Origin of the sequence: Micrococcus sp. KRD077, from assembly GCF_017168505.1 — a bacterium.
GTDB lineage: Bacteria > Actinomycetota > Actinomycetes > Actinomycetales > Micrococcaceae > Micrococcus > Micrococcus luteus.
This window is the reverse complement of sequence record NZ_JABFAZ010000032.1, coordinates 126,524-147,230: the sequence shown is the minus strand read 5'-3', so window position 1 is coordinate 147,230 and position 20,707 is coordinate 126,524. Positions and strand designations below refer to the sequence as shown.

Sequence of the window (20,707 nt, the reverse complement as noted above, 5' to 3'; positions counted from 1 at the left end):
GGCCCAGCCCCGCCGGCCCGTCAGGCGCGGTGGGCGCCGCCCTCGGTGACGATCGGGTGCTCGGCCGTGCCGGCGACGCCCTGGGTGATCAGGCCGTCGGCGCGGTGCTCCCAGAAGTCCGCGTTGCGGATGCCGAGCGGGCGCGGGTCGAACTGCGGGTCGAGACCCTGGCGCTTCTGTGCACGGTAGTCCTTGAGGGCCTTGAGGGCCGGGCCCTGCAGCACGAGGATGCCGAGGATGTTCAGCCAGGCCATGGAGCCCACGCCGATGTCGCCGAGGCCCCAGGCCGCACCCGTGGTGGCGACGGCGCCGTAGGCCACGGACACGAGGATCAGGGCCTGCAGGAAGCGCAGCACGACGCGGCGGACCATGCCGTTGCGCAGGTTGCGCGTGAGGAACACGAGGTTGACCTCGGCCATGTAGTAGTACGCCACGATCGTGGTGAAGGCGAAGAACGCGAGCGCCACGGCCACGAACGTGGGGCCGAAGCCGGTGAACATGGCGTCGAAGCCAGTCTGGACGAAGGCCGGGCCCTCGGAGGCCGTCGGCGAGACGATGCCCTCGAACAGCAGGCCGGAGCCGGACCCGTCCGAGTACACCCGGTAGGCGCCCGTGGAGATGATGATGAACGCGGTGGCCGAGCAGACGAAGAGCGTGTCGATGTACACGGCGAACGCCTGCACGAAGCCCTGCTTGGCCGGGTGCGAGACCTCGGCGGCCGCGGCGGCGTGCGGACCCGTGCCCTGGCCGGCCTCGTTGGAGTAGACGCCGCGCTTCACGCCCCACTGGATGGCGAGGCCGAGGATCGCGCCGAACACGGCGTGCACACCGAACGCGCTGGCGAAGATGGAGCCGAAGACCTCGGGGATCTGGTCGAAGTTCAGGAACAGCACGATCAGCGCGAGGATGATGTACAGCACGGCCATCACGGGCACCACGTAGACGGCGAACGTCGCGATGCGCTTCACGCCGCCCAGGACGATGAAGGCCAGCAGGATGACCATGGCCAGGGCCACGACCCAGGCGGGCACGGCCCACGCCTCGCCCACGGCCGCGGCCACGCCGTTGGCCTGCACGCCCGGCAGGAAGTAGCTGGTGGCGAAGACGGTGACGACGGCGAACAGGATCGCGTACGCCTTGAAGGCGGGGGCGGCGGCCGTGTGCTTGTAGGCCTTCTCCAGGTAGTACGCCGGGCCGCCGCGGTACTCGCCGGTGTCCGGGTCGCGCTCCTTGTAGATCTGGCCGAGCGTGGACTCGATGAAGGATGTGGCGGCGCCGAGCAGGGCCATGACCCACATCCAGAACACGGCGCCGGGGCCGCCGAACGCGATGGCCGTGGCGACGCCGCCGATGTTGCCCATGCCGACGCGGCCGGCGAGCGACATCATGAGGGACTGGAGGGACGAGGTGCCGTCCGCGGAGTCCTGGCCCTCGCGGAGCTGCTTCACCATGTCCGGGATGTTCACGAACTGCAGGAACATGGTCCGGATGGTGAAGTAGAGGCCGACGATCAGGCAGAGCCAGATCAGGGCCGGGGACCAGATGACGTCGTTCACGGCGGTGATGAGATCTGCGAAGGACATGGGGTCTCCAGATCGGGGTGGGGATGGCCGGTGCGGTGCGAGCTCCGAGCGGCGGCCGCCGGCGGTCCCGGACGACTGGGGAGAAGGATACGCGCAAATGTGACCCGCGTCTCGCATCCAGCGTGGCGGATCGGGAGTCCGGGCGCGCGGCCCGCGACGACAGCGGCCCCGGACATGCGAAAAGCCCCGGAACCACTGGGGTCCCGGGGCCTACCCGCGGAGGATGGGGGATTTGAACCCCCGAGGGCTGTTAACCCAACACGCGTTCCAGGCGTGCGCCATAGGCCGCTAGGCGAATCCTCCTTGGTGCGCCCTCAGGCGGCGGACCGCGCGAGGGCAGGCTCCATCATAACCAGATCGTCCTGGGCCGCGCCAATCCTCCGCGGGAGGCGCGAGCTCGGCCTGGGCCTCCCCGCGGCCCGAATCGCCGCGCCCGCCGCCGCCCTGGTAGAGTCGTCGGCGGCCCCTCACGTGGTGTCATCTCGCTGAACTCCCCCAGGACCGGAAGGTAGCAAGGGTAGGTGGGCTCTGGCAGGTGCGTGAGGGGTCTTCGCTTTCCCCAGGAGATCCCATGCCCGCCGGACGCTACGCCCCCTCCCCCACGGGAAGCCTGCACCTGGGCAACCTGCGCACCGCGCTCGTCGCGTGGCTCGCGGCGCGCGCCACGGACCGCGCCTTCCTGCTGCGGATCGAGGACCTGGACCGCGTCCGCTCCGGGGCCGAGGCCGACCAGCGGGCGGACCTGGCCGCCGTCGGGCTGGATTGGGACGCCGAGCCGGTGCGTCAGTCCGAACGCACCGGCCTGTACGACGCCGCCGTGGCCGCCCTGCGCGCCGCGCACGGCGCGGACGCGGTCTACGAGTGCTTCTGCTCGCGCAAGGACATCGCCGAGGCGACGTCGGCCCCACACCCGAGGCCCGACGACGGCGCCCCCGCCCCCGGTGGCACCGTGCCGCTGCGTCCGCCCGGCTTCTATCCGGGCACCTGCCGGGACCTGACGGAGGCCGAGCGGGCCGAGCGACGGCGGGTGCGTCCCGCCGCCCTGCGGATCGACGCGGCGAAGGTTGCGGGCCTGCCGGCGGGCGGGATCCCCCGCGCCACCGCCGTGGACGTGCTGCACGGCGAGGTCACGGGCCTGGTCGACGACCTGGTGCTGCGCCGGAACGACGGGGCGTACGCGTACAACCTGGCCGTCGTCGTGGACGACCTGGCGCAGGGCGTGGACCAGGTGGTCCGCGGTGACGACCTGCTCGACTCGGCCCCGCGTCAGCGCTGGCTGGCCGAGGCGCTGTGCGCCGCGCGCGGGGAGCCGACGCCCGCGGTGGAGTACCTGCACGTGCCGCTCGTGCTGAATGCGGAGGGGCGGCGGCTGGCCAAGCGGGACGGCGCCGTGACGCTCGAGGACCTCGCCGCGCAGGACCCGGCGTGGACCCCCGAGCGGGTGCGGGACCGGCTGCTGGAGTCCCTCGGCCTGCCCGCGGGACCGCTGGCGGCCGCCGTGCCCGCGTTCGACCCGGCCGCCCTGCCGCGTGATCCGTGGGTGTTCACCGGGCTCTGAGCGGGCCGGCGCCCTGATCCGCCGCAGGCCCGGCCCCGGTCAGAGGACCTGGGCGGCCTGGTCGAAGTCGAGGCGGCCCTGGCGGGGCTGCTGCGCCTTCTCGTCGTCTGCGGCGGCGTGGCCCACGTTGATCACCAGGAGGGACTTCCAGGCACGGTCCGCATGGAACTCGGCGTCCACGGCGGCGGCGTCGAACCCGGCCATGGGGCCGACCTCGAGCCCGTGCGCGCGCAGGGCCACGAGCAGGTAGCCCACCTGGATGAGCGCGTTCGTGCGGCCCATCCCCTCGCGCATGCCCGGCTTGCCCTCGGCATCCTCCTCGAAGCCCTCCCGGAACGGGGCGAGGTGGCCCATGTGGCGGTGCCAGTCGAGGTCGTAGGAGGCGATCATTGTGAGCGGGGCGCGCTCCGTCTTCTCCCGGTTGAACTCGATCATGAGCGGGGCCAGGCGGGCGCGGGCCTCGGGGCTGTCCACGACGTCGAGCCGCAGCGGCTGGTTGTTCATGGCGGTCGGCGCCCAGCGGAGGTCCGCGTAGGCCCGCTCGATCAGCGCGAGGTCGACGGGCTCGTCCGAGAAGAGCTGCGTCGTGTGGCGGTCCGCGAAGAGGCGGTCGATCTCGGCCTGACTCAGCGGTCCCGCGTCCGGGGCCGGCTGCGTGGGGTGGATCGTGTCCTCGGCGTCGGTGTGCATGTGCGTGGTGGTCATGGGCCAGGGAACGGGCCGGCGGGCGTGCGCATTCCCCGGCTCCCTTAGCCCGTCCGCCCGCCGGATAGGCTTTCGAGGGTGAGCACCGCCCTGTATCGCCGCTACCGCCCGGACCGTTTCGAGGACGTGATCGGGCAGGACCATGTCACGGTCCCGCTGCGCACCGCACTGGCGAAGGACCGCGTGAACCACGCCTACCTCTTCTCCGGCCCGCGCGGCTGCGGCAAGACCACGTCCGCCCGCATCCTCGCGCGCTGCCTGAACTGCGCCCAAGGCCCCACGCCCACGCCGTGCGGCGAGTGCGACTCGTGCCGGGACCTGGCCACCGGCGGGCCGGGCTCGCTGGACGTGCTGGAGATCGACGCGGCCTCGCACGGCGGTGTGGAGGACGCCCGCGGCCTGCGCGAGCGGGCCACGTTCGCCCCGGTCCGGGACCGCTACAAGATCCTCATCATCGACGAGGCGCACATGGTCACCGCGGCGGGCTTCAACGCGCTGCTCAAGATCGTGGAGGAGCCGCCGGAGCACCTGAAGTTCATCTTCGCCACCACGGAGCCGGAGAAGGTCATCGGGACCATCCGCTCCCGCACCCACCACTACCCGTTCCGGCTCGTGCCGCCGGAGCCGCTCATCGCCTACCTCGAGCAGCTGTGCGCGGAGGAGGGCGTGTCCGTGGAGAAGGGCGTGCTGCCGCTCGTGGTGCGCGCCGGCACGGGCTCGGTGCGTGACACGCTCTCCGTGCTGGACCAGCTGATCGCGGGTGCCCAGGAGGGCCAGGTCTCCTACGAGCTCGCGGTGAGCCTGCTCGGCTTCACCCCGGAAGCCCTGCTGGACGACGTGATCGACGCCGTCGCCGCGGACGACACCCCCACCGTATTCCGCGTGGTGGACCGCGTGGTGCAGTCCGGCCAGGACCCGCGCCGCTTCGTCGAGGACCTGCTGGACCGCTTCCGCGACCTCGTGATCGCCCGTGCCCTGCCGGAGGAGGCCGGGGCGATCCTGCACGGCATGCCGGAGGACCAGGTGCGGCGTCTGTCGGCGCAGGCCGCGCAGCTCTCCCGCGCGGAGCTCTCCCGCCTCGCGGACGTCACCAACCTCGCGCTGACGGACATGGTGGGGGCCACCAGTCCCCGCCTGCACCTCGAGCTGCTCATGGCGCGCCTGCTGCTGCCTGCCTCGGACGAGACGCACCGCGGCCTGGCCGCCCGCCTCGAGGCCCTCGAACGGCGCCTGGAGCTCGGTGGCGCCGCGCCCGTCGAGGACGGCGCCCCGGAGGGCACGACGACGCCGGCCCGGTCCGGCACGCCCGCCGCGGACGGCGGCGGATCGGCCGAGAACGCGGAGGGCTCCGGCACTCTGACCGGTGCCGCGCTCGCCCGGGCCGCCATGCGGCGGCCGGAGGAGCCCGCGCCGACCGCGTCCACCGCCCCGCCGGAGCGCTGGGCACCGCCCGCCCAGCCCGCCGCGGCCGAGGCGCCGGAGGGGGACGCCGCCGCCGGGACCACGAGGTCCGAGCGTCCGCAGCAGCCGCCGCAGCCCGGACGACCCGAACCGGCCGAGGCCGGGGCCCGTGCCGAGGGCGCGCGTCGCCCGGAGGTCGGGAGCCGCCCCGAGCCTGAGGGCCGCCCCGAGCCCGAGGGCCGGCCCCAGGCCCAGGACAGCACCGGTGCCGCGCCGTCGAGCCCCGCTCCCGCCCCGGCGGCGAGCCAGGTGGAGATGATCCGCCGGGCCTGGCCGGACATCCTCGCGGCCCTCGAGGACGCCTCTCGGCTGGTGTGGATGCTGGTGAAGGACAACGCGAGCGTCGCGGGCTACGACGGCTCGCTGCTGACGATCGGCTTCCAGCAGGACGGGCCCCGCCAGTCGCTGCTCGGCCGGGGCGGCGACCGCGTGCTCGGCGAGGCCGTCCACCAGGTGCTCGGCATCCGCCCGCGGCTCGACCTGATCCTCGGCGGGGACGCCCCGACCGGGGACGCCCGCGCACAGTCCGGCACTCGCCCGGCCGGACCGGCGCGGACGGACCGGCCTGAGCGTCCGGCCCCGCAGCAGAGTCGGCCCGACCGACCGGCGACACAGCCGAACCGCCCCGCCCCGGTGCCGGGTCCGGCCCCTGTCTCCTATACACATCTCCGAGCCCCGCCTGGACGCCCGCGGCACCCGCCACCACCTGGGGGCCGACGCCGGCGTCATCGACGACGCCCGCCCCCGCCCCGCCGACGGACGGCTGGGGCGGCCCGGACGACGAGCCGCCCGCCTGGGACGATGCTCCCCCGCCCGAGGAGGACCCGTGGGATTCGCTGCCCGTGTTCGACCCGGACGCGGAGCAGGACGACTCGGACGGCCCCGAGGGCTGGACCCCGCCGGCCCGGGACGCCGAGGAGCGGCCCGTCGGCGCACCCGGCTGGGACGGTCCCGTGCCGTCGGTCGAGGACTGGGGGGCGCCGCCGCAGGCCGAACCGGCCCCCGGCGGCGCCGCGCCGGACGCCGGCCAGGACTCCCCGGTCCGGCCCGACGCCCCGACCCCCGGCGAGAGCGAGCCGAGCGCCGAGGAGGTCCGTCGGGCCTACGACCCGGGGCCGCTGGTCCGCGAGGAGGAGCACTCGATCCCCGTGTTCGCCCGTCCGGAGGCGGAGCTGCGCGCGGAGTTCGCGAAGCGCTTCGGCGCGACCCGTCCCGCCGGCTTCGACGACGGCGCGGGCGCGGCCGCGGACGGTGACTCCGCCCGGCCTGCCACGCCGTCGCCCGCCCCGGACGACGACGCAGCGGCCACGGAGCGACGCGATCTCCACCCGGCCGCCTCGGGCGCCGGCCCGTCCTCGGACGAGGAGCGGCGCCCCACGGGCTCGCCCACGGCCGACGCGACCCCTGACCCGGGCGTGCCCGCCGACGACGCAGACGCCGCGCCGCGCGCGGCTGCCGGCCCGACCGGTTCGGACTTCCCGGGTTCGGGCCATCCGGCGAGCATGTACCCGCGGCTCATGGAGCGGCTGCGGGCCGGTGGGCCCCTCGAGCCTCCGGTGAACGCGGGCTCGAGCGGCGGCGGGACGGGCGGCGGCCCCGGCGCTCCCGGTGGCCCCGACCCGGACGCCTCGCCGGGCTCCCCCGCCGGGGGCCGGCCGAGCGCGGCCTCGCTCGGGGCGCGCCCCGCCGACGTCGAGCCCGCCGGGGGAGCCTCGGCGCCGCCGTCGTTGGACGCGCGGGCCGCGGCCATCCACGCCGCCCGCGAGGCCGCCCAGGGCCGCGGCCCGACCCGGCCCGCCGACACCGGCCCCGCCGCCCCGGCGACGTCCGGTGTGGGGTGGGAGGACGAGGTCGCCAGCGACGACGACGTCCCGCTCGAGGACTCGGGCCTCGTGGGCCGGGCCGTCGTCGAACGGGTGCTCGGCGGCCGTCTGCTCGAGGAACGCCCCAACGACGCCTGAGGCGAACGCGCCCGTACGCCGTCCGGGGCCGCGGGCATGATGGACGCGGCGCCGGACCACGGCGCCGCGTCGGGGCGCACGCCCCACGAGACGCACCATCGGACGAGGGAGACGGATGTACCAGGGCGCGGTGCAGGACCTGATCGACGAGCTCGGCCGCCTGCCGGGCATCGGGCCGAAGTCCGCCCAGCGCATCGCCTTCCACATGCTGGAGGCGGACCGGGAGGACATGCTGCGGCTCGCGGACGCCATCCGCACGGTCAAGGACAGGGTGCGGCTGTGCTCGGTCTGCTTCAACGTCTCCGAGGACGAGGTGTGCTCGCTCTGCCGGGATGAACGCCGGGACGGCTCCCAGATCTGCGTGGTCGAGGAGTCGCAGGACGTCATGGCCATGGAGCGCACCCGCGCCTTCCAGGGCCGGTACCACGTGCTCGGCGGGGCCATCAATCCGATCGCCGGCATCGGCCCCGAGCAGCTGCACGTCCGCGAGCTGCTCACCCGGCTGCAGGACGAGGCCGTGCAGGAGGTCATCCTCGCCACGGATCCCAACCTCGAGGGCGAGGCCACGGCCACCTACCTCGGCCGCCTCCTCGGCGCCACGGGCATCCGCGTCACGCGCCTGGCCTCCGGTCTGCCCGTCGGCGGGGACCTCGAGTACGCGGACGAGGTCACCCTCGGCCGTGCCTTCGAGGGACGTCGCCTGATCAGCGGCTGACACGGGCCGGCGTCGAGCGGGTCCTGCCCGACGCCGGCCCGGCTCAGGCCACGCGCGTGCCGGCGGGCAGCCGCCCGGCCGGGGTGTCCAGGCGACGGTGGCCCCACCAGACCAGCCCGGCCACCAGCACACCCTGCATCGCCAGGCCGAGCGGCCACACCGGCCAGGTGCCCTGCCGGTCCGGCACACCGCTCTGGTCGAGACCGCGCAGCTCGCCGTCGAGGCACTCGACGTCCCGGACGGGGTCACGCTGGGTCCAGCGCAGCCCCACGGACAGCAGGTTGAGCGGCCCGGGATCCACCCGGGTACCGTCCGCGAGGAGCCCGCCCTCCCAGGGGGAGGCATCCGCGAGCACGGCGTACGGGTTCGCCGCGAGCAGCCATCCGCTGCGCCGCGGGTCGGGGATCGTCCGAGCGGTCACCGGGCCGACGCACCGGTCGGCGATCCCGTCGAACAGCTCCGGGTGCGCCGCCTCCCACTCGGCCCAGGCCTGCTCCGCCTCCTCCGGGGTCATCTTCTCGAGCTCCGCCTCGGTGAACGGCTCCGCCGTCATGGAGCCGTACTCGGCGTCGTTGGCCCGCACCTCGGTCTGCAGGAACTGCAGAGACAGCCCGAAGGCCACCAGGGTGCCGATCGTCAGCGCCGCCACGATCAGGTACGTCACCACGACGGCGAACAGCGTGCGCCCGGCGATCGCCGAGACGGCCACGCCGATCCCCGCGATCATGCCGAACTCCACGAGGATCATCACGAGCCCCACCAGCACGGCCCACGGGGACACGCGCCCCACCACGGCCGCGACCGCCAGCCACGGCAGCGCGGCCGCGAGGAACGCGGCGGAGGCGATCCACGCGGCCAGCCACTTGCCCGCCATCAGGTGCCCGGTCCGCAGCAGGGTGACCTGGGTGATGGCCAGGGTGCCGCCGGCACGGTCGCCCGAGATCGCGTTGGCCGCCAGGGCGGGCGAGACCAGCAGCGAGAGGGTGAGGACGAAGAGCAGGACGCCGTCGAAGAGCGTCCGCCCCAGGGCGCGCATCTGCTGCTCCGCCAGCTCCGGCTCCAGGCCGGACGCCTCCATCTCCGCCACGCCCAGGCCGCGCAGCCCGAGGGCGCCGAGGGTCACCGCCCCCACCACCACGAAGAAGACGCCCAACAGCACGTACCAGCCACGCGAGCGCAGCCGCTGACGCAGTTCCATGCCCACCACGGTGGCCACGGCCTGGGCCGCGCCGAGGCGTCCCCCCGGCTGCGGCTGCGGCGGGCGGCGGTCGTGGATCGAGGTCGCGACGGCGGTGCTCACGGTCGGTCTCCTTCGGTGCGGGGGCCCTCCAGATGGAGGCCCAGGTAGGCGTTCTCGAGGCGGGAGCCCTCCGGGGCGAAGTGGCTGACGAGCACACCCTCGCGCACGAGGTCCGCGAGCAGCGCGGCCGCGGCGGCCTCCCCCCGCAGCTGCACCACGACCCCGTCCCGGCGCTGGCCCGCGCCGGCGCCGGTGGCCACGGTGACGGTCAGGCCGCGGGCCTCGAGGGCGCGGACGAGGGTGTCCCGGGCCGTCGGGTCGGGCCCGGCGATCCGGTAGGGGCGGGCGAGGTCGTCGGCGGCGCGGAACTCCTGGGTGGCCACCGTGGCGCCCTCACGGAGGAACACGGCGCGGTCGGACATCTCCTCGAGCTCGGCGAGCACGTGGGAGGAGACGAGCACGGCGGTGCCGGCTGCCGCCATGGCGCGCAGGTCGTCCCGCAGCCGGATGCGGGCGGCCGGGTCGAGGCCGTTGGCGGGTTCGTCCAGGAGCAGGACGGAGGGCCGGTGCACGGTGGCCCGAGCCAGGGACAGGCGCTGCTGCTGGCCGCGGGAGAGCACGCGGGCGGGCCGGTGGGCGAACTCCGTGAGCTCGACCCACTCGAGCTGCTCGTCCGCGCGCGCGGACGCCTCCGCCTTCCCCATGCCGTAGAGCCGTCCCAGGCTGGCGAGGATGTCGTGACAGGTCAGCTCCTCCCACACGCCCAGGGTGTCGGGCATCCAGCCGAGCCGCCGCCGGGCCTCGACGGGCTCGCGCACCGCGTCCACCCCGGCCATGGACACGGCGCCGGCGTCCGGGCGCAGCAGGGTGGCCAGGATCAGCAGAAGCGTGGTCTTGCCCGAGCCGTTCGGGCCGACGAGGGCCGTCACGGAGCCGGCGGGCACGGTGAGGGAGACGTCCCGCACCGCATGGACGGCGCCGAACGAGCGGGCGAGGCCGTGAGCCACGATCCCGTCGTGGGCGGCCACCCCCAGGACGGGTGAGGCGGGCAGGGGTGCTGGAGCGGTCATGGCCCCATCCTTGCCGCGCAGTGCACGGACGCGGATCCACCCGGGGGATGATCCCGGCGCCGATCCCCGCTCGCCCGGGGTCGCAGGCGGGGCCGCGGGCGCCGTCGTCCTGCCCGGCCACGGGCGCCGGGTCCAGCATCCGGAACAGGGGTTCACCTGGCGGACCCGCGCGAGAGTGCGCCCCTAGACTTGGCCCGAACCGACCCTCGACCCCGTCCGGAGCGACCCATGAGTCTCATCGTCCAGAAGTTCGGCGGCTCCTCCGTGGCCGACGCCGCCGGCATCGAGCGCGTGGCCCGCCGCGTCGCGGACACAGTCCGGGCCGGGAACCGCGTGTGCGTCGTGGTCTCGGCCATGGGCGACACCACGGACGAGCTGCTCGACCTCGCCGCCGAGCTCACGCAGGACGCGCCCGCGCGCGAGATGGACATCCTGCTCTCGGCCGGCGAGCGCATCTCCATGTCCCTGCTGGCGATGGCCATCCACGCCGAGGGCGTCGAGGCCCGCTCCTACACCGGCTCCCAGGCCGGCATGCTGACGGACACCTCGTACGGCCGGGCCCGGATCGTCAAGGTCAACCCCCACCGCGTGCAGGAGGCCCTCGACGCCGGCCGCGTGGCCATCGTGGCCGGGTTCCAGGGCATGAGCCCCGAGTCCAAGGACATCACCACCATGGGCCGCGGCGGCTCGGACACCACGGCCGTCGCCCTCGCCGCCGCGCTCGGCGCGGACGTGTGCGAGATCTACACGGACGTGGACGGCGTCTACTCTGCCGACCCGCGCGTCGTGCCGACCGCCCGCAAGCTCACCGAGCTCTCCTCCGAGGAGACCCTCGAGATGGCGGCCTCCGGATCCAAGGTGCTGCACCTGCGCTCCGTGGAGTACGCGCGCCGCTTCGGCGTGCCGCTGCACGTGCGCTCCTCCTTCTCCGACCATGAGGGCACCTGGATCATGCCCGACCCGAACGACACCATCACCCTTCAGGAAGGCGCTCCCATGGAACAGCCCATCGTCTCCGGCGTCGCCCACGACCGCTCCGAGGGCAAGGTCACGATCGTCGGCGTCCCCGACGTGCCCGGCAAGGCCGCCGAGATCTTCCGCGTGATCGCCGTGTCCAACGTGAACATCGACATGATCGTGCAGAACATCTCCCGCGAGGGCTCGGGCCGCACGGACATCTCCTTCACCCTGCCGATCGTGGAGGGCAAGGACGCCATGGCCGCCCTGCGCGCCGCCCAGGACCGGATCGGCTTCCAGGACATCGTCTCGGACCCGGAGATCGGCAAGCTCTCGCTGATCGGCGCGGGCATGCGCTCCAACCCGGGCGTCTCCGCCACCTTCTTCAAGGCGCTCGCCGACGCCGGCGTGAACGTGGACCTCATCTCCACCTCGGAGATCCGCATCTCCGTGGTCACCGCCGAGGACAAGCTCGACGACGCCGTCCGCGCCGTGCACGCCGCCTTCGGCCTCGACGCCGAGGAGGAGGCCACGGTCTACGGCGGCACCGGCCGCTGACGCCGCACCCTCCCCCGCCCACCGCCCGGGCGACTTTCGAACGTGAAATGGGGCGAATGGGCGCTGTCGAACGTGAGGTAGGGCCTATCCCACGTTCGAAAGCGAGGGGGCCGGGGTGCTTCCACCCTCCCCCACCCACCACGACGCCGGCCCCGCACCTTCAGCGTGAAGGTGCGGGGCCGGCGTCGTGCGGGGTCCCTCCCGTTCCGTCAGCGAGGACGGAGGGGGTCGGCGGTCACGGGACCTGGACGGTCACGTCGGTCGTGATGCCCGCGTCCCAGGTGACGAGGCCCTTCCAGGTGCCCGAGGTCAGGCCGGACCAGGAGAGGGTCGCCTCGGTGGCCTTGCCCGAGGTCACGGGCACCGGGTTCGGGGAGACCGTGAGGTTGCCCGCGTCCTCGCGCAGCTTGAGCGTCTCGAGGGTGCCGGTGTCCTTGCCGCCGTTGGCCGCGTACAGGTGGCCGACCACGGTGTAGGCGCCCGGGGCGGGGTCGGCGATCGTCAGCGTCTCGGACTCGTCCGCGGTCGCCCGGGAGAGCTGCTTGCCCTCGGGGGTGATCACGTACAGGTCCCAGTCGGCGCCGGCGGCGCCCGCGTTGATCGAGGCCACCAGGGACTGGGTGCCCTCCTCCACGGTCACCGTGGACACGGCCAGTGCGCTGGACTCGAGCGAGTTGCTCGCGGTGGCGGCGGCCACGGTGGAGTCCACCTTGCCCAGGCCCAGGACCTGCGGGGTCAGCTCACCGGTCACGCCGGGGGTGATCTCCACGTCGGCGGAGCCGGTGGCGCCGGAGCCCTCGACGGCGGAGGTGACGGTCGCGGACTTCGCCTTCACGGTGACCGGGGAGGTCACCTCCGGGACGGCCTTGCCCTTGGCGGTGGTCCAGGACATGGAGCCGTGGGTCCAGGTGTTCACGGCGGCGTCGGTGCGGGTGACGGTCAGCTCGACGTCGGCGGACTGGCCGGCCTTCAGGTCCAGCACGGCCGGGGAGGCGGTCACCTCGAAGCCGGGCACGTTCGCAGAGAACCGCCAGCGGCCGTTCTCCAGGGCGGTCACGGTGCGGGTCACGGTGGCCGAGCCGACGACGTCGGGGATCGCCAGGGACGGGACGTTCACGTCACGGCCGGCGATGTCGCCGCGCAGCAGCGCGTCCCACTGCTCCTTGCCGGAGTCGTAGACCAGGCCCGGACGGGCGGCGGCGGCCGGATCGGCGGAGCCGGCACCCGTGGCGAAGTTGTCCGTGTTCACGGTGCCGTCGGCGTTGTACACGTCGCCGGCGGTGGTCATGAGGGCGGACTTCACGGCCATCGGGGACCAGGCCGGGTACTTGCCGATCAGCAGCGTGGCCATGCCGGCCAGGTTCGGCGAGGCCATGGACGTGCCGGACATCAGGCCGAACGTGTTGCCGTGGTAGTCGGGGTCCAGCGGGGAGACGCCGCCGATCACGTTCACACCGGGGGCGGCGAGGTCGGGCTTCAGGAGCTCCTGGTTCACGGCGTTGGCCGGGCCGCGGGAGGAGAAGCCGGCGATCTGGGGCAGCGGGTCCTCCGGCAGGCCGGTGGTGTCGCCCGGGACGATCGTGGCGGTGAGGTCGGAGGACTTCACCTTCTCGATCACGCCGTTGTCGTTCATGTGCACGGTCGGCACCGCGTGGATGTCCGCGTCCAGCGAGCCGGACGGGGTGTTCACGAGGATCATGCCGACGCCGCCGGCCTCCTCCACCACCTGCGACTTCTCGGTGCGGGCGTTCCCGCCGCGCTCGCAGAGCACGATCTTGCCGGCGGCCTCCTCGGTGAGCCCGCCGGGCAGGCAGAGACGCGCGGCCTCGGCGTCGCCGGCGGCGACCTCGGACGCGTGGATGACCTCGGCCGGGCCCACGCCGGTGCGGGCCGAGGAGGCGCCCCGGAGCTGCGTGCCGTCGGAGAACTGCACGGTGGCGGTGAGCTCGTTGGAGAACGTCTCCGCGGCCACGGTGGTCAGCCACGGGGAGCCGTGGTTCACGGTGTTCGGGCCGGGGCCGGAGTTGCCGCCGGAGGCGGCCACGAAGATGCCGGCCTCGGCGGCGGACTTGAAGGCCATGGCCACCGGGTCCACGATCGAGGTGTTGGAGCCGGAGATCGAGTAGTTCAGCACGTCCACGTTGTTCTCGATGGCCTGCTCGATGGCGGCCACGGAGGCGGAGGTGTAGCAGCCGCCGGTGTTCGGGTCGGTGTCCTCCCAGCAGATCTTGTAGGAGATCAGGTGGGCGGCCGGGGCCACGCCCGCGCCCTCGCCGAAGGAGTCGTCGTCGATGGTCTGCTCCGCCCCGGTGTTGCCGAGGATGGTGGTGGCCACGTGGGTGCCGTGGGAGAACACGCCCAGCGGGGAGATGCGCTCCTCCGGGGCCCGCTCGTCCACCGGGACGAAGCGCTCGAAGTCGTCGGAGAAGGCGTAGGCGCCGATCAGCTTGGAGTCGCACGACGACGCCGGGAAGTCCGGGCCGGTCTCGCACTCGGCCGTGGCGGTGGTGCCGTCCGCCTTGAGCACGGCGATCTGGCCGTCCGCGGTGCGGTACGGCACGCCGACCTTGGCCTTGCCCTTGAGCGGCTGGACGGGCTGACCGTCGATGAACGGGTTGTCCGGGTGGATGCCGGAGTCGATGACGCCGACCACCACGCCCTTGCCCGCGTTCTCGGCCTTGCCGTACACGGACTTCCAGGTGCCCTTCTTGCCGGGCAGGCCGAGGAATTCGGTGGAGCTGTAGTCCGGGGCCACCTGCTCGTCCGGCGCGACGCCGAGCACGGCCGGGTCCTTCGCGATCGACTGGGCCTCCTCGGCGGTCAGCTCGGCGACGAACGCGTTCACGGCGCGCTGGAAGGAGATCTCGGCCTCGGCGCCGTGGGCCTTCGCGACCTTCTCCTGCTGGCGCTGGAGCTTGGCCTCGTAGTTCTTCACGCGCGGGTGCGAGGGGTCGAACTTCGCCTTCGGAGCGGCGCCCGGAACGGCGCCGGCCTCGGGGGCGGTCACCGACGGCTGGTCCTTCAGGACCACGAAGTAGCGGCCGTCCTCGAACTGCTGCTGGACCTGCACCTCGCCCTGCGGGCTGGAGACGGTGCTGCCGTCGGGCAGTTCGACGGCGGTGGCCGACACCGCGAGCGCGGGAGCGGCCACGAGGCTCGCGCCGGCGACGGCCGCGGCCAGGGCCCGACGGCGCCGGGCAGGGGTGGGGTTCTGAGGCATTGCCTCCGCCTTTCTCATCAAGGTCCGCCCAGCTCTCACCCGTGGCACGCCGGCGGGGATGACGCCGGGGGACGGGGAGATCGGCGCCCATGTGATGGGCACCACAGCGAGACATGTGCAATCTACCGTCCGGTAGGGCGTTTGACCAGATCTTTGCCAGGCAACGTCCAGGACCGTCGAATTGGGGCCGCCGGAGTGCGCTCCCCGCGTCGGCATCACGTGGGCCCGCTCGCTCATGAGGGGCGCCACGGGGGAGGATGGTGGGGTCATGCCCGAGCCACACACCGCCCCCGCGCCCTCCGAGACCCTGCCGCCCGCCGTCGTCGCCCTGCCCGCCGACGTGTGGCGGGCCCACGCGCTGGCGCACCGCGAGCGCATCGCCCGACGCACGGACCCGCTGGTGGCCCTGCGGATGCGCGGTGAGAAGCACCCGGTGCAGGACTTCCTCTTCGGCTACTACACGCACTCCCCCGCCGCGCTGCAGCGCTGGCACCCCGGGCCGGGGGTCCTCCTCGCGGACGACGACGGCGCCGCGGCCCGTGCCGAGGCGGCCGAGCTGGGCACGACCCCACGGGGCGAGTGGAAGCACTACCGGCGCGTCGAGGCCGGCGAGGTGGCAGGCGCCGTCGTCGACGGCCGCCCGGTGGGCGGCTGGCTGGTGGACGTGGCGGCGGTGCTGGCCGACCGCGCGTCGGGGGTGGCGTTCACGCGGGAACTGCTCGCGCGCACGGCGGGGCGGGCGCCACGCCTGGGCTGCTTCGGGCTGCACGAGTGGGCGATGGCGTACCGCTCGGACGTGCACGGGGTGCGGCACTCCCAGCTGCCGCTGCGGCTCGGGGCCGGGGGGACGGACGCGGTGGTGGAGGGCTCGCGGATACGGTGCACGCACTTCGACGCGTTCCGGTTCTTCGCACCCGAGGCCCGCGACCGCAACGAGGGCGACGACGGCGTCCTGCCCACGCGCGCCGGGATGCGGGAGATGGAGCAGCCCGGCTGCCTGCACGCGGGGATGGACCCATAGAAGTCAACATCGCTTAGGATGGAGTCATGCGCGCCGCCATCTACCTCCGCATCTCCCTCGACCGTCACGGCGACGGCCTTGCAGTAGAGCGGCAGCGCGAGGACTGCAAACGGATCATCGCTCAGCGTGGATGGGAGCACGTCGCCACCTATGAGGATCCGTCCGTGTCAGCTTCATCACGCACCGTCACCCGCCCCGGGTATGAGCGCATGGTCCGAGACTGGCAGGCCGGCCGCTTCGACGCCGTTGTCTGCTGGGACCTCGACCGCCTCACTCGCCAGCCCCGGCAGCTGGAAGACTGGATCGACGCCGCCGAACAACGCGGACTACACCTCGTGACCGCGAACGGGGAGGCCGACCTAGGCACGGATGCCGGCCGGATGTTCGCCCGTATTAAGGCGGCCGTCTCCCGCCAGGAGGTGGACCGTAAGAGCGCGCGGCAGGTGCGCGCCGCTCAGCAACGCGCCGAGCTCGGCAAGGGGTGGGGCCCTCGCCGGCCGTTCGGATTCGCTGAGGACAAGGTGGCCCATGACCCCGCCGAGGCGGCCGTGGTGCGTCGCATGTACGACGACTTCAATGCAGGCGTGGGCCAGCGCGAGATCTGCCGCCGTCTGGCCGCGGAGGGTGTGCGCACGAGCACGGGCCGGGAGTGGACTCAACCCGCCCTTCGGCAGTTTCTCCGCAATCCCCGCAACGCCGGCCTCCGCGCCTACCGGGGGGAGATCATCGGCCCCGCTGAATGGGCGCCCCTGGTAAGCGAATCGGTCTACCGCGCCGCCCTCGATCGCATGGACGCGCCGACGAAGCGTGTAGGAGGCAGCGGCGCTAAACATCTGTTGATCGGCGTGGCCCGGTGCGGGGTCTGCGATAGCCCGGTGGGAACCAACTACACGGCGACTCACAAGCGGCAGTACGCGTGCCGAGCCGGACACGTGGCGCGTTCCGCGGAGGCCGTGGACGCATACGTTTCTGAGGTCGCCGTGGGCGTCCTGTCCACCCGGGGGGCCGCCGCCTTTACCCGCCATGACGACGCGGGGCAGGTAGAACTCTCGGCCGAGGCCGACCGGATCCGAGCACGACAAGAAGCGCTAGCCGTGGAGTTCGCCGACGGCACCCTTACCGCCGCACAGTTGCGCGCAGCTAACGCCCGCATGGCGGAGCGTCTCGAACAGGTCACCGCAGCGATGGTCGCGGCCGAGGGCAATGCGGCACTGCGCCCCCTGCTTGAAGCGGAGAGCGTGGCGGCAGGCTGGGAGCGTCTGGATATACCGCGGCGACGCGCGGTGATAGACACGCTCATGAACGTGCGGATCCTGCGCACGTCGCAAGGGTCCCGGTTCGACCCGGCATCCGTGGAGATCACACCGCGCACGGGGTGAGGAGTTCCGCGGAACCAGCGGACAGCAGGGTGGGCCGCCCACGGAGGACCCGCACACCAAGGTGATACTTATCACATCCCGTTGACGGGGCAGGAACTGTCACATAACGTGTAGTTAGGTCGCCAGAGGTGGGCCAGAGCCACGTAGTGCTCCCACCAGGCGGCAGGGCTGGACGCTCTCCGCCAGTCGCCGCAGGCGGGCGATCTTTGCCCCGTCTGGTTGACAGCCGCCGAAGTGAGTCATAGCGTGTAGTTAGGTCGCAAGAGGTGGGCCAAGGTGTCAGACATGGCGGAGAAGCGGCCAACACACCTCTCAAGCTGACGACAGTCCCACGTCCTCGGGGCAGGCGCCCACAAGGGTTGTCTAGCCGCCCCGCTACGCCGGACACCACGGGGCCGCTCTATCTGCCCTACGGGCAGGGAGCCCCCCGCCCACTCCCACCCCTACGCACATCGCTAAGGCCAGTCACTCGACTGGCCTTTTTTCGTGCCCAAACTCAGGAGGAAACCCTTGTCCGAGATGGCCCCCACCCTGTACAGCCCTCGCGAAATCGCAGAGATGTTCGGAGTCTCCACCCGCCGTATCAACAGCCTGATCCGGGAGGGCGCCCTGCCGGCCTACGTGCTCGGCCCGCGGACGCGCCGTATCGACGTTCAGGCCGCCCGGGAGGCCCTCGCCCTTGAGCGCCCTTGAAATCGCGGCGGCCGCCCGCCGGCTGGTAGAGGCGTGGCCCCCGCTCACCCCTGAACAGATCGACCGGATCACCCACCTGACGAACCCCGCCCCGAGCGGGGTTTTTTTATGCCCGGATTCGGGCCAGACGGAGGCCAAAACTACGTGATGACGGACATGAAGAAGGGCCGCCCCGCTACCGACGGGGCGGCCCCCACTACCAAGCTCGCCACTCCCATCTTACTCGACCCCGAGACCATGCTGGAGGGCGTCCTCGTCCTCGTTGTCGCCCACGCCGAGGCCGGGGAAACCCGCTACAGGCGCCGCGTGTTCTACACCGTGGCCGCCGCTCAGCGCGCCGCTGATCGCGCGGTGGAGCGCGGACACGCCGCGTCCATCACCCTGTGCCGGCTGGCACCGGTCACGACGCTGGCCGAGGGGTGGAAGGCATGAGCGGCCCGACCTGTCGCCACTGCGCGGATTGGGCATACGGCTATGCCGAGGGCTACGCCCAGGGGCACGCATCCGGTCTGGCCGCCGGACGCGTGCAGGGCGCCGCTGAGGGGCCCGCTCACCCGGCTATCGCTGACTCCGTGGCCCGCATGTTCGCCGGGTGGGACGGCGCCGAGGCGGCCCACGCCCGCTCTGCCGCCCACTTCCGGGACTGGCACACCCAGGCCCGCCGGGAGGTGTACGCGCATGGCATCGCCGCTTGATATGGAGGACGTGGACCTGTCCGAGACGACCCGCCAGCGGCCCGACTACTTCCACCCGGACCTCTACGCCGAGCACCCGCCGGCAGAACGGCCCGGAGAGAAGCACCGGGGCCAGCTGCGCATCGCGCACCGCCTGGCCGAGGCCCACAGCGGCCGGCTGATGTACGTCAACGGGCTGGGCTGGCACGTCTGGGACGGGCAGCGGTGGGCGCCGGACGAGACCGCCGCCGCTGAACGGGCCGTGCATGAGGTGCTGCGCTCCGCTCTGGCTGAGTCCCACGACGGTGACCGCAATCTGCGTGATGATGTGCGCCGCTGCGAGACGGCCGCCGGCATCCGAGGCGTGCTGGACATCGCGGCCACCCTGCCCGGTATCCGGGTGCCGGTGTCTGCCCTCGACGCTGACCCGTACCTGCTGAACGTCGTCAACGGGACATTGGACCTGCGCACGCGCACCCTGCGCCCACACGACCCCGCCGACCGCTTAACGCGCGTATGTCGTGGCGCGTGGGAACCCAAGGCGGACGGGGGCGAGTGGGAGGCATTTCTGGCAACGATCCTCCCGGTCGAAGCAGAACGGGAGTATCTGCGCCGTGTCATCGGGCAAGCCGTGTTCGGTGCCGTCCGTGAGCACCTGTTCCCCGTGCTCACGGGCACGGGAGCAAACGGCAAGGGCACCGCCTACACCGCCATTGCGCACGCGCTGGGCGACTACGCCGCCATCATCGACCCGGAACTGCTGATGACCTCCGGACGGGGGCCAGGCGGGCCAGAGATGATGCAGCTGTTCGGTGCCCGTTTGGTCATCGGCTCTGAGACCGAAGAGGGCAAGCCCCTGGACGCGGCGCTGATGAAGCGCCTGACTGGCGGTGATCCCATCACGGCGCGCAATCTGTATCAGGCGCCCGTCACCTGGGAGCCCTCGCACCAATTCGTGTTCGTCACCAATCATCTGCCCAAGGTCAAGGGCAACGATCCGGCGGTGTGGCGACGGGTCCGAGTCATTCCGTTTGACGTGGTGATTCCGCCCGAGCACCGGGACACGGCCCTGCCCGAGCGCCTGCGCGCCGCCGCTGACGCTGTAGTGACGTGGGCGGTGCGCGGGTGGTGGGACTACGAGGACCACGGCATGGGTGAGCCTGACGCGGTGAAGGCCGCAACGGACGCCTACGCGGTCCAGTCTGACGCGGTGCGCCGGTTCATCGCCGAGAACTGCGTCGTCATGGCGGGCGCGTCCGCGCGCTCCAGTGACCTGCACCAGTCATGGGCGGCATGGGCAGTGCAGGACGGGGCAGACCCTCTGAGCGCTAAGGCATTCGGGGCCGAGCTGGACCGGCTGGGATACCCGGCCAAGCGCACCAAAGTGGGCATGGTTCGGGCCGGAATCGGACTCACCGCCGAGTGCGAGGACTGATCGGGTGAAGGGTGGTGAAGGGTATTTGTAAACCTCCCCAGGGCGTGTCAGATGGTCTGTGTAAGCCGTACCGAGAGGAACGGTAAGAATCATGACCATGATCGACGAGAAGAACCCAGGCGAGCCCTCGGGCCAGGACCTGGTCGAGCAGCTGAAAGCCTCAGGGCAGCTTGATTCCCTATTCGCGCAGATCGACGCGGGCGGCGTCGAGCTCACCGGTGACGGCGGGTTCGTGCCCGCGCTGGTCAAGGCCGCGCTCGAGCGGGGCCTGCAGGCCGAGCTGACCAGCCATCTGGGCTACGAGAAGGGCTCGAGCGAGGCGCCGAAGCACGCCAACTCCCGCAACGGGACCACCCCGAAGACCGTGGAGTCCGAGGTCGGGCCGATCGAGCTGGACGTCCCGCGAGACCGGGGCGGGTCGTTCACCCCGCGCCTGGTGCCCAAGGGCCAGCGGCGCCTCGGGGGCCTGGATGACAT

The 20,707-nt window shown here is 72.8% G+C and carries 17 protein-coding genes, 1 tRNA gene and 1 other RNA gene; 13 read left to right on the top strand and 6 right to left on the bottom strand.

Annotated elements, in window-relative coordinates:
• Window positions 1–20 precede the first annotated feature (20 nt).
• Together J1M39_RS08465 and J1M39_RS08460 are read right to left on the bottom strand one after the other, a co-directional pair.
• Window positions 21–1,583 (bottom strand): alanine/glycine:cation symporter family protein, encoded by a 1,563-nt coding sequence (locus J1M39_RS08465; protein ID WP_041102767.1) that lies wholly within the window; start codon window positions 1,581–1,583, stop codon window positions 21–23.
• 217 nt (window positions 1,584–1,800) lie between these two features.
• A tRNA-Ser gene (locus tag J1M39_RS08460) sits at window positions 1,801–1,886 on the bottom strand.
• Between the two features lie 155 nt (window positions 1,887–2,041).
• On the opposite strand from J1M39_RS08460, the gene ffs reads away from it, so the two are divergent.
• Together ffs and gluQRS are read left to right on the top strand one after the other, a co-directional pair.
• Window positions 2,042–2,138: signal recognition particle sRNA small type (ffs, locus tag J1M39_RS08455), an RNA gene on the top strand.
• Window positions 2,139–2,154: 16 nt separating this feature from the next.
• Complete coding sequence (gluQRS, locus tag J1M39_RS08450) at window positions 2,155–3,141, top strand: tRNA glutamyl-Q(34) synthetase GluQRS (protein ID WP_070709157.1); 987 nt, start codon at window positions 2,155–2,157, stop codon at window positions 3,139–3,141.
• 39 nt (window positions 3,142–3,180) lie between these two features.
• Here gluQRS and J1M39_RS08445 read toward each other — a convergent pair whose 3' ends face one another.
• Window positions 3,181–3,846, bottom strand: a complete 666-nt coding sequence (locus J1M39_RS08445) for a malonic semialdehyde reductase (protein ID WP_070709156.1) — start codon at window positions 3,844–3,846, stop codon at window positions 3,181–3,183.
• A gap of 78 nt (window positions 3,847–3,924) precedes the next feature.
• Between J1M39_RS08445 and J1M39_RS08440 the strand changes: the two genes are divergently transcribed.
• From J1M39_RS08440 to recR, 3 genes are all read left to right on the top strand, one after another.
• Window positions 3,925–6,867 (top strand): DNA polymerase III subunit gamma and tau, encoded by a 2,943-nt coding sequence (locus J1M39_RS08440; protein ID WP_342356393.1) that lies wholly within the window; start codon window positions 3,925–3,927, stop codon window positions 6,865–6,867.
• Window positions 6,810–7,268, top strand: coding sequence for a hypothetical protein (locus J1M39_RS12315; RefSeq protein WP_241253940.1), 459 nt, complete (start codon window positions 6,810–6,812; stop codon window positions 7,266–7,268). The genes J1M39_RS08440 and J1M39_RS12315 overlap by 58 nt, the downstream gene beginning before the upstream one ends.
• 115 nt (window positions 7,269–7,383) lie before the next feature.
• Window positions 7,384–7,983: a recombination mediator RecR gene (gene recR / locus J1M39_RS08435; RefSeq protein ID WP_095347649.1), complete on the top strand. Its 600-nt coding sequence runs from the start codon at window positions 7,384–7,386 to the stop codon at window positions 7,981–7,983.
• 43 nt (window positions 7,984–8,026) lie between these two features.
• Here the strand turns inward: recR and J1M39_RS08430 are convergent, their stop codons facing one another.
• A complete protein-coding gene (locus J1M39_RS08430; RefSeq protein WP_036315429.1) occupies window positions 8,027–9,283 on the bottom strand; it encodes an ABC transporter permease in 1,257 nt (418 codons plus the stop codon).
• A complete protein-coding gene (locus J1M39_RS08425) occupies window positions 9,280–10,293 on the bottom strand; it encodes an ABC transporter ATP-binding protein (RefSeq protein WP_036315428.1) in 1,014 nt (337 codons plus the stop codon). Before J1M39_RS08425 ends, J1M39_RS08430 begins: the two co-directional genes overlap by 4 nt.
• A gap of 228 nt (window positions 10,294–10,521) precedes the next feature.
• Between J1M39_RS08425 and J1M39_RS08420 the strand changes: the two genes are divergently transcribed.
• Window positions 10,522–11,808, top strand: coding sequence for an aspartate kinase (locus tag J1M39_RS08420; protein WP_036315427.1), 1,287 nt, complete (start codon window positions 10,522–10,524; stop codon window positions 11,806–11,808).
• Window positions 11,809–12,043: 235 nt separating this feature from the next.
• Here the strand turns inward: J1M39_RS08420 and J1M39_RS08415 are convergent, their stop codons facing one another.
• A complete protein-coding gene (locus J1M39_RS08415) occupies window positions 12,044–15,028 on the bottom strand; it encodes a S8 family serine peptidase (RefSeq protein ID WP_206496670.1) in 2,985 nt (994 codons plus the stop codon).
• Between the two features lie 268 nt (window positions 15,029–15,296).
• On the opposite strand from J1M39_RS08415, the gene J1M39_RS08410 reads away from it, so the two are divergent.
• The 7 genes from J1M39_RS08410 to J1M39_RS08385 all read left to right on the top strand — a co-directional run.
• Complete coding sequence (locus tag J1M39_RS08410; protein WP_241253939.1) at window positions 15,297–16,049, top strand: hypothetical protein; 753 nt, start codon at window positions 15,297–15,299, stop codon at window positions 16,047–16,049.
• A gap of 26 nt (window positions 16,050–16,075) precedes the next feature.
• Window positions 16,076–17,428, top strand: a complete 1,353-nt coding sequence (locus tag J1M39_RS08405) for a recombinase family protein (RefSeq protein ID WP_206496669.1) — start codon at window positions 16,076–16,078, stop codon at window positions 17,426–17,428.
• 519 nt (window positions 17,429–17,947) lie between these two features.
• On the top strand, window positions 17,948–18,121 hold the full coding sequence (locus J1M39_RS08400; protein WP_207476666.1) for a helix-turn-helix domain-containing protein: 174 nt from the start codon (window positions 17,948–17,950) through the stop codon (window positions 18,119–18,121).
• Window positions 18,122–18,268: 147 nt separating this feature from the next.
• Window positions 18,269–18,553: a hypothetical protein gene (locus tag J1M39_RS08395; protein WP_145992768.1), complete on the top strand. Its 285-nt coding sequence runs from the start codon at window positions 18,269–18,271 to the stop codon at window positions 18,551–18,553.
• Window positions 18,554–18,693: 140 nt separating this feature from the next.
• Entirely contained in the window at window positions 18,694–18,816 is a 123-nt protein-coding gene (locus tag J1M39_RS12480; RefSeq protein WP_274607831.1) for a hypothetical protein, read from the top strand.
• Entirely contained in the window at window positions 18,800–20,230 is a 1,431-nt protein-coding gene (locus J1M39_RS08390; protein ID WP_241253938.1) for a DNA primase family protein, read from the top strand. Before J1M39_RS12480 ends, J1M39_RS08390 begins: the two co-directional genes overlap by 17 nt.
• Window positions 20,231–20,327: 97 nt before the next feature.
• The coding region (locus tag J1M39_RS08385; RefSeq protein WP_206496675.1) for a transposase at window positions 20,328–20,707 on the top strand (380 nt) is incomplete at its 3' end.